The organism is Tersicoccus mangrovi (assembly GCF_036881825.1).
GTDB classification, from domain to species: Bacteria; Actinomycetota; Actinomycetes; order Actinomycetales; family Micrococcaceae; genus Tersicoccus; species Tersicoccus mangrovi.
Genome location: NZ_JBAJMW010000002.1, coordinates 419,034 through 432,216, shown reverse-complemented (window position 1 = coordinate 432,216; position 13,183 = coordinate 419,034). Strand labels below are relative to the sequence as shown.

At 71.9% G+C, this 13,183-nt stretch carries 12 protein-coding genes; 2 read left to right on the top strand and 10 right to left on the bottom strand.

Going from position 1 to position 13,183, the window contains the following annotated elements; all coding sequences use genetic code 11:
- Positions 1-31 precede the first annotated feature (31 nt).
- Entirely contained in the window at positions 32-745 is a 714-nt protein-coding gene (locus tag V6N00_RS05810) for a phosphoribosyltransferase (protein WP_334231124.1), read from the bottom strand.
- 261 nt (positions 746-1,006) lie between these two features.
- Between V6N00_RS05810 and V6N00_RS05805 the strand changes: the two genes are divergently transcribed.
- Complete coding sequence (locus V6N00_RS05805; RefSeq protein WP_334231123.1) at positions 1,007-2,410, top strand: MFS transporter; 1,404 nt, start codon at positions 1,007-1,009, stop codon at positions 2,408-2,410.
- A gap of 191 nt (positions 2,411-2,601) precedes the next feature.
- Complete coding sequence (locus V6N00_RS05800) at positions 2,602-4,074, top strand: MFS transporter (RefSeq protein WP_334231122.1); 1,473 nt, start codon at positions 2,602-2,604, stop codon at positions 4,072-4,074.
- A gap of 39 nt (positions 4,075-4,113) precedes the next feature.
- Here the strand turns inward: V6N00_RS05800 and V6N00_RS05795 are convergent, their stop codons facing one another.
- From V6N00_RS05795 to V6N00_RS05755, 9 genes are all read right to left on the bottom strand, one after another.
- The gene (locus V6N00_RS05795; RefSeq protein WP_334231121.1) at positions 4,114-4,812 is read right to left on the bottom strand and encodes a GntR family transcriptional regulator; all 699 of its coding nucleotides are present in this window, start codon (positions 4,810-4,812) and stop codon (positions 4,114-4,116) included.
- A gap of 75 nt (positions 4,813-4,887) precedes the next feature.
- Complete coding sequence (locus V6N00_RS05790; RefSeq protein ID WP_334231120.1) at positions 4,888-6,264, bottom strand: MFS transporter; 1,377 nt, start codon at positions 6,262-6,264, stop codon at positions 4,888-4,890.
- A gap of 288 nt (positions 6,265-6,552) precedes the next feature.
- Positions 6,553-7,320 (bottom strand): SDR family NAD(P)-dependent oxidoreductase, encoded by a 768-nt coding sequence (locus V6N00_RS05785; RefSeq protein WP_334231119.1) that lies wholly within the window; start codon positions 7,318-7,320, stop codon positions 6,553-6,555.
- 45 nt (positions 7,321-7,365) lie between these two features.
- Positions 7,366-8,379 (bottom strand): 3-hydroxyacyl-CoA dehydrogenase family protein, encoded by a 1,014-nt coding sequence (locus tag V6N00_RS05780; RefSeq protein WP_334231118.1) that lies wholly within the window; start codon positions 8,377-8,379, stop codon positions 7,366-7,368.
- A complete protein-coding gene (locus tag V6N00_RS05775) occupies positions 8,376-9,350 on the bottom strand; it encodes a sugar phosphate isomerase/epimerase family protein (RefSeq protein ID WP_334231117.1) in 975 nt (324 codons plus the stop codon). Before V6N00_RS05775 ends, V6N00_RS05780 begins: the two co-directional genes overlap by 4 nt.
- A gap of 108 nt (positions 9,351-9,458) precedes the next feature.
- Complete coding sequence (locus V6N00_RS05770) at positions 9,459-10,367, bottom strand: NAD(P)-dependent oxidoreductase (protein ID WP_334231116.1); 909 nt, start codon at positions 10,365-10,367, stop codon at positions 9,459-9,461.
- Positions 10,360-11,865 (bottom strand): four-carbon acid sugar kinase family protein, encoded by a 1,506-nt coding sequence (locus V6N00_RS05765; RefSeq protein ID WP_334231115.1) that lies wholly within the window; start codon positions 11,863-11,865, stop codon positions 10,360-10,362. The genes V6N00_RS05770 and V6N00_RS05765 overlap by 8 nt, the downstream gene beginning before the upstream one ends.
- 7 nt (positions 11,866-11,872) lie before the next feature.
- Positions 11,873-12,694 (bottom strand): triose-phosphate isomerase family protein, encoded by an 822-nt coding sequence (locus V6N00_RS05760; protein ID WP_334231114.1) that lies wholly within the window; start codon positions 12,692-12,694, stop codon positions 11,873-11,875.
- Entirely contained in the window at positions 12,694-13,155 is a 462-nt protein-coding gene (locus V6N00_RS05755; RefSeq protein WP_334231113.1) for a ribose-5-phosphate isomerase, read from the bottom strand. Before V6N00_RS05755 ends, V6N00_RS05760 begins: the two co-directional genes overlap by 1 nt.
- Positions 13,156-13,183 lie beyond the last annotated feature (28 nt).

The window sequence follows — 13,183 nt, the reverse complement described above, 5'->3', positions numbered from 1 at the left end:
TCACCGTCGTGATCGCGCTCGATCTGTTCGACTATAGAATGCGCCGTCGGTCGCCGCGGTCGCGACCGTGAGCCAGCGCGGCGAGGACCTCCTCGTCCGAGCACTGCGTGAAGGTGCGGTAGTAGGCGCCGACCGCGTGGAAGTCGGGCGGTGCGTGCAGGCAGACCACGCCGTCGGCGGCCCCGCGCATCCGCGCCACGGCCGACGGGGAACCGACGGGTACGGCCACGACGACGCGCGTCGCTCCGGCCTCACGGGCGGCGTCGAGCGCCGCGAGCATCGTGGCACCGGTCGCCATGCCGTCGTCGCACAGGATGACGGGCCGTCCGGCGACCGGGGGAGAGCCGGCGAGGAAGAGCTCCTCCTGCCGCGCGAGGGCGACGGTCTCCCGGTTCACGATCTCGTCGAGTCGGGTCCCCGGGGTGCCCGAGGTGAGGAGTCGCTCGACGAGGTCCGGGTCGGTCGATCGCGTCCGGTGCCCGGCGCAGGAGGCGATCGCCCCGAAGGCGACCTCGGCGTGACCGGGAACGCCGAGCTTGCGGCTCGCGACCGCATCGGCGCGGAGCCCGAGGTCCTCGCCGGCGGCCGCCGCCACCGGAACTCCGCCCCGGCACAGTCCGAGCAGCACGGTGCCGGGCGTGACCGCTGCCGGCCCCGTCGCCTCCCTCAGGGCCGTGGCCAGGCGGTGCCCGGCGTCGGCCCGGTCGACCAGCTCGAATCGGTCCGGTCGGCGGAATGCCTCCACGGAACCATTGTCCGCCCGTGTCGGGCGCTCGTCCCGACCGATCTCGAGACCGCGGCCGGCCAACCGCGACGGGGGAACGCGACGGCCGGGCGCGAGGGAGGAACGCCGGGACACGCCGTCGCGCACGACGGGAGTGTGGCCCGCGTCACGTCGCGTACGGTAGGCTGTGGACACTGACTGACCGTTCAGTCACTATCTCGCACCTCAGGGACGCCGCCGGCATCACTGTCGATGCCGCGGCCGGGCAACAACGGAGTAGCCATGACCACTGTCAACAGCAGCGCCCCGGCGCATCGCACCGGGAGCACCGCGGAGGAGCGGCGCGTCCTCGGAGCGACCCTCGTCGGCACCACGATCGAGTGGTACGACTTCTTCATCTACGCCCAGGCGACCGCGGTGGTCCTCACCCCGCTGTTCCTGGCGCCGCTCAACGCCTCCAATCCGGCGCTGGCGCAGATCGTCGCCTTCGCGACGATCGGCATCTCCTTCCTGTTCCGCCCGCTCGGCGCGATCGTCGCGGGTCACCTGGGCGACAAGCTCGGGCGCAAGCAGATGCTGGTCTTCACCCTCGTCATGATGGGCGCCGCGACGGCGCTGATCGGTGTGCTGCCGACCTACGGCCAGATCGGCGTCGCCGCGCCCATCCTGCTGATCCTGCTGCGCGTCCTGCAGGGCTTCTCCGCCGGTGGCGAATGGGGCGGCGCGGCGCTGATGAGCGTCGAGCACGCGCCCGTGGGCAAGCGTGGCCTGTTCGGGGCCTACCCGCAGATCGGCGTGCCGATCGGCATGATCCTCGCCACGGCGGTGCTGTGGATCCTCACCTCCGTGATGGGGCCCGCGTTCAACGAGTGGGGCTGGCGCCTGCCGTTCCTGTTCTCGATCGTGCTCATCGCCGTCGGCTACCTCGTCCGTCGCACGGTCGAGGAGAGCCCGGTGTTCAAGGAGATGGCGCTGCGGCGCAAGGAGTCCTCGGCGCCGCTCGGCCAGCTGTTCCGGCACCACACCAAGGAGGTCGTCCTCACCGCGCTCATCTTCCTGGCCAACAACGCCGCCGGCTACCTGCTGATCGCCTTCTTCATCTCCTACGGCGCGAAGGTGCTCAAGCTGCCCCAGCCGAGCCTCCTGCTGGTGACGACGCTCGGCGCCTTCGGCTGGCTCATCTTCACCTTCATCGGTGGCGCGCTCTCGGACCGGATCGGCCGGGTGCGCACCTTCCAGATCGGCTACGCCGGCCTCGTCGTCTGGGCCGTGCCGATGTGGTTCCTGATCGACAGCAAGAACCTCTTCCTGTTCTTCGTCGCGGTCTTCGTCCTGACCATCACGCTGGGCCTGTCCTACGGGCCTCAGGCCGCGCTGTACGCGGAGATGTTCCCCGCCAAGGTGCGCTACTCCGGCGTCTCCATCGGCTACGCCCTCGGCTCGATCCTCGGCGGCGCCTTCGCGCCGACCATCGCGCAGGCCCTGCTGGAGAGCTACAGGTCCTCGATCCCGATCGGCGTCTACATCGCGGTCGCGGCCGTCATCTCCCTGATCGCGGTCTCCCTCGTCAGGGACCCGAAGGGCGTCGACCTGCACGTCAAGGAGGTGCATGAGGAGTACCTCGCCGAGCACCCCGAGATCCGCGAGGACCGCGGCGTCGCCGGGGAGGTCGACACCACCCGCTGACGTCCCGGTCACAGCAACAGCTCATCGCCGGCCCGTCACGTGGCGGCGCATCCGCACCCGACCCGGGCCCGGACCGCGCCGCCGGTGACGGGCCGCGTCGTTCCCGTCCGTCCGAAGACCGGGGAGGGGATAGCCTGTCCGTGGTGGGCAGAAACGAAGCCTGCTGTCGATCGCGAAGAGGGCACCACCGCATGGCCAACGACACGGACACCGGAACACCACGTCAGGACCAGGGTCAGGACCCCGGGCGCTGGCGGATCCTGATCGTGCTGCTGGTGGCCATCTTCATGTCCCTCGTCAGCGTCAGCAGCGTCAACGTCGCCCTCCCGTCCATCCAGGAGGGCCTCGGCGCCAGCCAGTCCCAGTTGCAGTGGGTGCTCTCGGGCTACGCCCTCACCTTCGGCGTCGTGCTCGTCGCGGCCGGCCGCGCGGGGGACATCCTCGGCCGCGGACCCCTGTTCATCGGCGGCGTGGCCCTCTTCACCCTCTCCTCGGTCGCCGCCGGCCTCGCGACGGACTCGACCATGCTCGTCGTCGCCCGGTTCGTCCAGGGCATCGGCTCCGGACTGCTCAACCCGCAGGGCGTGGGCATGATTCAGCAGTACTTCCGCGGCGCGGAGCGGGGCCGCGCGTTCGGTGCCTTCGGCAGTGCGGTGGGCGTCTCCGTGGGTGTGGGCCCGCTGCTGGGCGGCCTGCTGATCCAGCTCGGCGGCGTCCACGAGGGCTGGCGCTGGATCTTCTTCATCAACCTGCCGGTCGGCATCCTCGCCATCGTGCTGGCCCTGTTGTGGTTCCCCCGGCCGCTGATCGAGCGCCGCACCGACCGCCGTGTCGGCGGGATCATCCGCGAACTGGATCCCGTGGGGGCGCTCCTGCTCGGCGTCGCCATCTTCGCGATCCTGCTGCCGTTCATGGAAGCCCGCGCTCAGGTCTCCGCGTGGCTGTGGGCGCTGCTGCCGCTCGGTGTCCTGCTCGGCGTCGCGTGGCTGATGTGGGAGCGCTTCTACCAGCGGCGCGGCAACAGCCCGATGGTGGACCTGGACATCTTCCGCACGTGCAGCTTCTCCCGGGGCACCGCACTCGTGGGGCTCTACTTCCTCGGCGTCACGAGCGTGTGGGTGCTGATCGCCCTGTACTTCCAGGAGGGCCTCGGCCACACGCCCCTGGAGAGCGGCTCCATCGGGCTGCCGAACGCCGTCGCCTCCGCGCTCTCGGCGACGTGGGCCGGCCGGCACGTCCTGCGCCTGGGCCGCCGGCTGGTGATCGGCGGGATGGCCAGCGTGCTGCTCGGCCTCGGGCTGAGCGTCGCCGTCATCGAGCTGCACGGACACGGCCTGATCAGCGAGTGGTGGCTGCTGTTGACCCTGACCTTCGTCGGGCTGGGCCAGGGCGCCGTCGTCAGCCCCAACCAGACGCTCACGCTGGCGGAGGTGCCCCTCGAGTACGCCGGCAGCGCGGGCGGCATCATGCAGACCGGTCAGCGGGTCGGCACGTCCGTGGGCATCGCCGTCATCACCGCCGCCGCGTTCACGGTGCTCGGCTCCGGCGGCTGGTCGACTGCGATCTCGACGGGCTTCGGTCTCGTCGCCGTCGTCCTGATCGGCGCCCTCGCCGTCGGTTTCGCCGACGAGCGGTCCCGCCGCCGGGAGCCCGCGACCGCCTGAAGGACGACGGTCAGCGGGCGTGCTCGCGCCCGAGCGCCGTCAGGAGGCCGCCGGGGTGGCCGCAGCGTCGTGGACGGCGCGGTCCCGCACCCGCAGGATGTGCTCCCGCATCGCGTCCCGCGCGGCGTCCGGGTCGCCGGAGGTGAAGGCCTCGAGCACCCGGGTGTGCTCGGCGATGGCGTACTGCGCGTCCGTCACCCCGAGGTTGCCGAAGAACCGGAACCGCTGCACCTGCCCTCCGAGCGACCGGTAGCCGCTGAGGAGGAACCGGTTGTCGGCCTGCTCCGCGATCAGCCGGTGGAACCGCTCGTCGGCCTCCCAGTACGCGCCGTACTCGGCGAACGTCGGCCCCGTGGGGGCCGTGCGCAGGTCGTCGACGGCGCGGCGCAGCTGAGCAATGAGATCCGGTGTCGCGTGGGCGCAGGCCCGCTGCGCGATGGCCGGTTCGATGACGAGCCGCGCGTCCATCAGTTCGGCGAGTTCCTCGGGCGTGAAGAGCGGCGCGACCCGGTACCCCTTCAGGGCCACCCGGTGCACGAGACCCGTCGACTCCAGCCGGGCCAGGGCCTCCCGGATGGGCGTGGGGGAGACGTCGAACTCCGCGGCCATCCGGTCGATCCCGAGGCCCGATCCGGGCTCGAGCCGCCCGTCCATCAGGGAGGACAGCAGCTCCTGATAGACGTAGTCGGCGAGGAGCTGGCGGCTCGCAGGACGGCGTCCGTGGGGCTGGGCGGGCATAGGCGGAATCCTATCGGACGGGCCTGCGCGGACCGCCGCGCGCGGCGGTGGAGACGGCCGCGCGCGGCGGGAGGATCAGTGTCCGGGCGCCACCGGCTCATCATGGAGCAGGTCGTCCGACTTCGCCCGGCGGAAGTACTTCGTCAGCCAGATCATCACGGCGGCGGCGAAGGCGAAGACGCCGAGAGAGACGACGCCCCACGCCCCGGTCGGGGTGGGCACCGCGGCGTTGATGCTGGTGCGCATCAGCGGGGCGACGAAACCGCCCAGGTTGCCGAGCGAATTGATCAGGCCGATGCCGGCCGCCGCCGCCGCGCCGGTGAGGAACGACGTCGGGTAGGCCCAGGTGATCGGCCCGACGGAGAGGAAGCTCGCGACCGCCAGCGTGATGAACAGGATGCCGAGCAGCGGCAGGTTGTTGGCCCCGGCCCATGCGGACCCGAGGATGAAGACGCCGGTGCTCAGGTAGAACAGGGTGCCCCACGACCGGCGACGGCCGAGCGTGTTCGCGGCCCTGCCGAAGTAGTAGCAGGCGAACAGGCCCACGAGCCACGGGATGGCGGAGATCAGCCCGACCTGCCAACCGACCTTGAGGCCGATCAGGCTCGAGACCTGCTGCGGCAGGTAGAACGTCGTCCCGTAGACGGCGATCTGCAGTGCGAAGTAGATGACGGTGAAGTACCAGACCTTCCAGTTCGACAGGGCGCGCCAGACACCGCTCGGGCCGTCCTCGGTGCGCAGCCGGTCCTCCGTCGCCATCACGGACGACAGGGCCGCCTTCTCGTCGTCGTCGAGGAACTTCGCGTGCGCCGGGCTGTTGGTCAGCAGGAACAGGGCCGCGATGCCGGCCACCACCGCGAGGACGCCCTCGACGAAGAACATGACCTGCCAGCCCTGCCACGGGGTGACGGTGTCACCGAAGCTGATCAGGCCACCGCTCAGCGGCGCCCCGATCATCTGCGAGAACGGCTGGGCCAGGTAGAAGATGGCGAACATCTGCACGCGCACCTTGTTCGGGAACCAGTCCGAGAGGTACATGATGACGCCGGGGAAGAGCCCGGCCTCGGTCACGCCGAGCAGGAATCGCAGGATGATGAACATCGTGTCGTTCGTCGTGAACGAGAAGGCCGCGGCGACGATGCCCCAGGTGATCGCGATGCGGGCGAGCCAGAAGCGCGCGCCGAACCGCTTGAGCAGCAGGTTGCTCGGGATCTCGAAGAGGGCGTAGCCGATGAAGAAGATGCCGGCGCCGAGCGCGAACGCCCCGTCGCTCACGCCGCGGTCGGTGCGCAGCGCCGCCTCGGCGAAACCGACGTTGGTCCGGTCGAGGAACGCGACGAAGTACAGGATGACGAGCATGGGCATCAGGTGCCGGGCGGCCTTGGCCACCGCGGTCCTGAGGGTGGTGTCGTTCAGGGACGGGGTGACCGTTCCCTCAGCAGGATGGGACACGTCGACTCTCCTTCGAGTTCGAGTTCACCGGTGCGGGTTCGACTTCTCTTGAACATCAACTGCTTCTGGTACTGCTTTTGGTACTGCGGGTGGTGCTGCGGTGCTGCGGTGCGGTGCTGCGTGCGCGTCAGTGACCGTGGGCGATCGAGATGACGCCGAACACCACCAGGACGATGCCGATGGCGAGGAAGACGATGCGTGAGGTCGTCCAGGTGCCCGAACGGGGTTTCATGGTGCTCCTGACGGTGTGCAGGGACGGGGGTGGCCGGGATCGGGTGCGGCGGCGGGTCAGTGCATGTAGAGCCCGCCGTCGACGTTCAGGGTCTGGCCCGTCACGAAGCCGGCGTCGGCGCTGATGAAGTAGGCGATGGCGGCCGCGATGTCCTGCGGGGTGCCGATGCGGGGCAGCACGCCGTCCGCGGCCATGGCGGTCTTGCGCTCCTCCGTGAGGGTGCCGCCCATGATGTCCGTGTCGATCGGGCCGGGGGAGATCACGTTGACGGTGATGCCCGCGTGGCCGAGCTCGCGGGCCACGCTGCGGGAGAACCCGATGATGCCGGCCTTGGCGGCCGAGTAGGCCGTCTTGCTGTAGGTGCCACCGCCACGCTGCGCGGAGACGGACGAGAGGCTCACGACGCGTCCGACGCCGTTGCGGACCATGCTCTCGACCGCCCGCCGCGTCGCGTGGTGGGTCCCGCCCAGGTTGATGTCCAGCACCCGGTGCCACTCCTCGGAGCTGACCTCGAGGTACGGCACGGGGGAGGAGACGCCGGCCAGATTGACGAGGGCGACGAGCTGGGGGAGGGCGGCCTCGAGCTCGTCGAACGCGGCCCGCACCTGCGCCTCGTCGGCGACGTCGGCCCCGGCACCCGCGGCCTGGACCCCGTGCTCGGCGGCGATCTCCTCGGCCACCTGGGCGGCGGCCGCCGCGTCGAGGTCGATGATGCCGACGTTCCAGCCGCGCTCGGCCAGGTAGTGGGCGGAGGCCCGGCCGATGCCGCGCGGGGACGCGGCACCGGTCAGGACGACGGTGCGGGACTCGGGGAACGCGGTCACGGCAGCTCCTTGGGTGAAGACGGGAAACGGGTCCAGTGGTGCGGCTCAGCCGGCCGGCTCGGCGGGCTGGGAGGAGGGAGACGACGACGTCGGGGGCTCGACCGGCCCGGCGATCGGCGCGGGTCCGAGCTCGTCCATCACCGTCTTGATCGCGACGTAGGCCTTGTTCCGGTAGGCGACCAGCTCCGCGGTCCGGTCCGCCGGGACGTCGAGGTAGCCGGCGCCGGTCTTGGTGCCGTACTTGCCGGCGTCGACGAGCGCGCGCAGGGATTCCGGGGTGGCGAACCGCTCGGGCCAGCGGGTCTGCAGCGACGCGTAGCAGAAGGCGTACACGTCGAGGCCGGCCATGTCGGCGATGGCGAACGGGCCGAATGCGGGCAGCCGGAAGCCGAACGTCGTGCGCACGATCGTGTCGATGTCGTCGGGCGTGGCGATGCCCTCCTCGACGATCTGCGTCGCCTCGTGGAAGAGGGCGTACTGCAGGCGGTTGAGCACGAATCCGGTCGAGTCCTTGACCCGGGCCGTCTCCTTGCCGGTCGAGGCGACGATCTCCTCGACGACGGGCAGCACCGCCTCGTCCGTGCCGGCGTGGGGGATCAGCTCGACGCCGGGGATGAACGGGGCCGGGTTGGAGAAGTGCACGCCGAGGAACCGCTCCGGATGCGTGACGGCCTCGGCGAGGGAGCCGATGAGGATGGTCGAGGTGTTCGAGCCGATGATCGCGTCCGGGCGGGCCGCGGCACTGATCCGGCGGAGCGTCTCGTGCTTGATCTCGAGCTTCTCGGGCACGGCCTCCTCGATGAAGTCCGCGTCGGCGACGGCCTCCTCGATGGAGGCGGCGGCCGTGAGGTGCGCGTCGATGCGTTCGACGGCGTCGGCCGGGAACAGCCCGTCGGCGACGAAGGCCTGTGCCTCGGTGAGCAGCCGGGCACGATTGTCGACCGCGATCTGCTCGCTGATGTCGGCGATGCGGACGGTGGCACCGGCCAGAGCCAGGCACTGGGCGATCCCGCCGCCCATGTACCCGGATCCGACGACGGCGATGGTGCGGGGGCTCATGCGGTCTCTCCTTCGGCTCCTGCTCGCGGCGTGCGCTCGGCGCTTGGCAGCAGGGAACGGATGTAGCGCTGGTTGGTGGCGCAGACGCCGAGGCTGTCCCCGCCGTACTGCTCGGTCAGGAAGATGCCGGAGAAGCCGTCGCGCACGGCGTCGTGGATCACCTGGCGGTAGTTGATCAGCCCGGCCTCCATCGTCGACGGCGTCGACGTCGCCCAGCTGCCGTCGGCCGCCTCGTCACGCGCGTAGTTCTTCACGTGCCAGTAGGTGGCGTACGGCAGGGTCTTCGCGTACAGCTCGCGCCAGTCCTCGACGGGCCGGTGCAGCCGGATGAGGTTGGCGACGTCGGGGTTCAGGCCAACGTTGTCGAGGCCCACCTCCTCGACGAAACGGACGGCGCTGTCGGCGGTGCCGAGATAGGTGTCCTCGTAGAGCTCGAGGGCGACGGGCAGGCCCACCTCGGCGGCGTGGCGGCCGAGTTCGCGGATGGAGCGGACGGCCAGGTCCCAGCGCTCGGGGTCGTCCGGGTCCTTCGGCCCCTCCGCGGTCCAGAACCACAGCGCTCGCCGCTGGGCCTCGGAGAAGGGCTGGTGCAGCCCGGTGGAGAAGACCTGCATGCCCCACTCCGCGGCCGCGTCGATGGTCCGGTGCGCGTAGGCGAGGTTGCGCTCCTCGTGGCCGGGCATGACGACGCTCTGTCGCTGCAGGTGCACCGAGGGGATGCCGACCCCGTGAGAGGCGGCGATCGCCAGGAACTCGTCCCGGCGGGACGGTTCGAGGTCCGCGGGGCGGACGTGGCTGTCGGCGAGCTCGGCGAGCGTGAAGCCGACGTCGGCGACCTGGGCGAACATGTCGTCCCAGACGGCAGGGTCGGCGTCGTGCAGGCTCACTCCGGCGGCGTCCTTGACGGGGAACCCGTGCAGGCACGTGGCGATGGGCCAGGTGTCCGCGGTGTAGGGCGGCGTCTGCGGCATGGGCGGCGGTGCTCCTTCCGGAGGGTGATCTCGACAGGAGCCGAGTCAAGGATCGTAAATCCTATAGGATATAGAGTGGCGCGGATCACGTTTCGCGTCAAGAGGGCGTCAGGCGCCCGGTTCTTTCCCAGGCCGGAGGACGTCGATGACGGCCGAGTCGTCCGCGGCGGACAGACCCGCGGCGGCGCCCAGTCGGAACAGGTGCTCGGCGGCGGCCGCCACCGGCGTGGGCACGGCGGCCGCCCGTGCCGCGTCGCCGACGATGCCGAGGTCCTTGACGAAGATGTCGAGGCGGCTGAACACGTCGGACGCCTCGCCGGGCTCGTGCAGCATGCGCGGCCCGCGGTCGCCGAGCATGAACGATTCGGCCGCTCCCGCGGTGAGGGCGTCCAGGGTGGCGGCGCGATCGAGCCCGAGGGCCTCGGCGAGGGCGAGGGCCTCGGCCGCGGCGGCGATGTGCACGCCGCACAGCAGCTGGTTGACGGTCTTGAGCGCCTGACCGTCCCCGGGCCGGTCGCCGACGACCGTCAAGGTCGAGGCGAGCAGGTCCAGCACGGGACGGGCGCGCTCCCGGGCGGCCGGGGTCGCGCCGACGACGACGAGCAGGTCTCCCTTCCCGGCCCGGACGGGTCCGCCCGAGAGCGGGGCGTCGACGATCTCGACGCCGGCCTCGCCGAGCCGGGCCGCCGCGCCGGTCACGGCCCCAGTGCCGACGGTGCTGGTGAGCAGGACGACGGCGCCCGGCGCGAGGCCGTCGGCGATCCCGCCGTCGCCGAACAGGACCTCGTCCAGCTGCGCTCCGCTGCGCACCGCGAGCAGCACCGCGTCGGCGCCGGTGACGGCCTCCCGCGCGGAGTCCGCCGTCCCGATCCCCGCGTCCCGGGCCAGGGCGAGGCGCTCCGGCACGACGTCGTACCCGGTGACGCGCAGCGCGGTGGCGAGTCGGGTGGCCATCGGCAGGCCCATGGCGCCCAGGCCGAGGACGGCGACGGTGTAGTCGGTGGCTCGCTCAGTCACGGGGCTGCTCCTGATCGGTCGGGGTGCTCGTGTCGGCGGTCGCGCTCAGGGTGCCGACGACGTCGGCCAGCGCCTCGTCGTCGCCCACGTTGCCGGCGAAGACGACATAGGGGATGCCGCGGGCGGGCCCGTCGACGGGCTCCCACAGCGAGACGATGCCGGGCAGCATGGGCCCACGCACGATCGCCCGGACGATGCCGAGGCCGTGCGCGGCGACGTCGGAGGATGTGATCCCGCCCTTGGCGACGACGAAGCGGGGACGGCGGGTCGCCACCACCTGCCGGACGACGGCGACGAGAGCGGCCGAGACACGGCGTGCGATCGCCAGGCTCGCGGCCGGGTCGTCGGCGGTGACGAGGGTCCGGCTCGTGTGGACGACGACGTCGCCCCCGGCCAGGGCGGCGGTGACCCGGTCCGCCGTCTCGGCCACCGGGTCGCCCGTGTCGGCGAGCAGCCGCTCGACGTCGAGCTCGACGACCCGCACCCGCGGGCGGCGGCGCCGCAGCGCCTCGAGCTGGCGGGTGGTCTGGCCGACGTGCGAGCCGACGACGACGAGGCCGCCGGGGCTCGCGTCGGCCGGGATCGGGATCGCCTCGGCGGTCAGCGGTGTGGCGACCTCCTGCCCGATGCGGGCCCGGACGAACGGCGGCCCGACGCGGTGGACGAAGGTGTGCCCCCGCCGCTCGGCCTCCGTCAGGCCCAGTGCGAGGCGGCGCAGGTCGTTCTCGGTGACCGCGTCGACGACGACGGGCGTCCGCTCCGTCGCGGCGTCCAGGCCGTCCGCGATGGCGACGGTGCTCTCGTCGGGCGATCCCGTGCGCAGCAGCTGCAGGTCGAGGCCGAGGACCGCGTCGGCGCGATAGCGGCCGGCGGACTTCTCCTCGACCCAGTCGGCGAGCACCGAGGTGCCGTAGCCGAACGTGGCGTCGCGGGCGAACTCGGTCTGCGCGACGGGCACGAGCGTACCCTCGGGCCCGCGCGCCCAGTGGGTCCCGCCCACGGTGATCCGCCCGGCGTCCGGGAAGGCGGGCACGATGACGACACCGTCCGTGGACTGCCCGGACGCCTCCTGGACGGTCGCGGCGATGATGTCCGGTTCGAGGGGGAAGTGCCCGCGCAGCGTCGAGTCGCTGCGGCTGGTGAAGGTCACGGACCTGTGCGCTGCGCGCGCCGCGGTGAGGGCGTTGGTCACGACCTCGCGGTTGCGCTGCGCGGCCTCCTCCGGGTCGAGGCTGCGCGTGTTGGTCAGCACGTAGACCGCGGCCGCGGGCCGTCCGCCGGTCGTGCCGGCGGTGACGGGCGTGCCGAAGGCCCAGGCGAAGTCGTCGACCTCCCACCGGGTCAGGACGGGCAGGTCGGCGACGGACTGGGTGCCCGTCGGGCCGTCGTCGAGCACCACGAGCACCTGGCCGGAGGCGTCGAAGGCCTCGGCCACCGCGGCCGCCGGCACCTCGGTGTCGGGGGGATAGGCGGTGAGCAGGTCGTCCTCGCGGGTCACGGGCACCTCATCGGCTCGAAGCGGTCGGGTGAGCAGCGGTCGGGTCGGCGGATCCGTCCTGAGCGTCCAGCGCGTGCGCCTCGTCCAGGATCGCGGCGAGGGCGGCCGGGTCGTGGGCGAAGCGGCCGAGGAACAGGCCGTCGACGTCGTCCGCCACCGCGGTCAGCAGCCCCGGTCGCGCGCTGCCGCCATAGACGACCCGTGAGCCGGGATGCGCCGTCAGACCGCGGACGTGCGCGCGCAGCACCGAGCACACCGCGCGGATGTACGCCGGTTCGGCCGGCTCCGGGGCGCCGATCGCCCAGCGGGGCTCGTACGCGACGACGATCGGGGCACCGCCGTCGCTGTCGTCGGCCGCGTCCCCGAGGGCGTCGTCGACCTGCCGCACGCACGCATCGGCCGCGTTCGCCGGGTCGTCGGGCCGGTCCGTCTCGCCCACGCACAGGAACGGGGTGAGGCCGTGGCGCAGGGCGGCGGCGGTCTTGGCGCGGACCACGGCATCGGTCTCACCGAACAGGGCGCGCCGCTCGGCATGGCCCACCTCGACCACGCGGCAGCCGATCTCGGCGAGCTCGGCGCCGCTGACCTCCCCGGTGAAGGCTCCCTTGTCGGCCGCGGCGAGGTCCTGGCCACCGACGACGGCGACCCCGTCGAGGATGGCCAGCGCCTCGGGCACGGCCAGGTACGAGGGCATGACCGCGAGCTCGACCGCTCCGGACCGCACGGCGGGGTGCTCCCGGGCGAGGGCGGCGATGTCACGGCACCAGCCGAGCGCGCGCTCGTGCCCGAAGTACATCTTCAGGCTCACCCCGAGCAGCCGGGGCGCCATCACGCGCCCTCGTACGCCGTGATCTCCTGCACCTTCTCCTGGGACTTGCTGGTGGGGTCGAACTCGTAGGTGAGCCACTCGGCGACGTTGCGGCGGGCGAGTTCGAGGCCGACCACGCGCTGGCCCATGCACAGCACCTGGGCGTCGTTGGAGAGCACGGCCCGTTCCACGGAGTAGGCGTCGTGGGCGGTGGCCGCGCGGATGCCGGGCACCTTGTTCGCGGCGATCGCGACCCCGAGGCCCGTGCCGCAGATCAACAGCGCCCGATCGGCGTCGCCGCGGGCGACCATCTCGGCCGCGGTCGTGGCGATGGTCGGGTAGTTGGTGTGCCCGTCGGCGTCGACGCCGACATCGGTCACCGAGGTGACCAGGTCGCTGGCCTCCAGGTCCTTCTTGAGGGCTTCCTTGTAGTCGAAGCCCGCGTCGTCGGAGCCGACGACGATGCGCCACTGCGGTGCCATGGTGACCTCCAGGTCGGGGGAGAAGGGG

Excerpts from the sequence above, each read along its gene's own strand:
- V6N00_RS05805 (WP_334231123.1), top strand. The coding sequence starts at position 1,007 with ATGACCACTGTCAACAGCAGCGCCCCGGCGCATCGCACCGGGAGCACC.
- V6N00_RS05800 (WP_334231122.1), top strand. The coding sequence starts at position 2,602 with ATGGCCAACGACACGGACACCGGAACACCACGTCAGGACCAGGGTCAG.
- V6N00_RS05795 (WP_334231121.1), bottom strand. The coding sequence starts at position 4,812 with ATGCCCGCCCAGCCCCACGGACGCCGTCCTGCGAGCCGCCAGCTCCTC.
- V6N00_RS05780 (WP_334231118.1), bottom strand. The coding sequence starts at position 8,379 with ATGAGCCCCCGCACCATCGCCGTCGTCGGATCCGGGTACATGGGCGGC.
- V6N00_RS05775 (WP_334231117.1), bottom strand. The coding sequence starts at position 9,350 with ATGCCGCAGACGCCGCCCTACACCGCGGACACCTGGCCCATCGCCACG.
- V6N00_RS05760 (WP_334231114.1), bottom strand. The coding sequence starts at position 12,694 with ATGGCGCCCCGGCTGCTCGGGGTGAGCCTGAAGATGTACTTCGGGCAC.
- V6N00_RS05755 (WP_334231113.1), bottom strand. The coding sequence starts at position 13,155 with ATGGCACCGCAGTGGCGCATCGTCGTCGGCTCCGACGACGCGGGCTTC.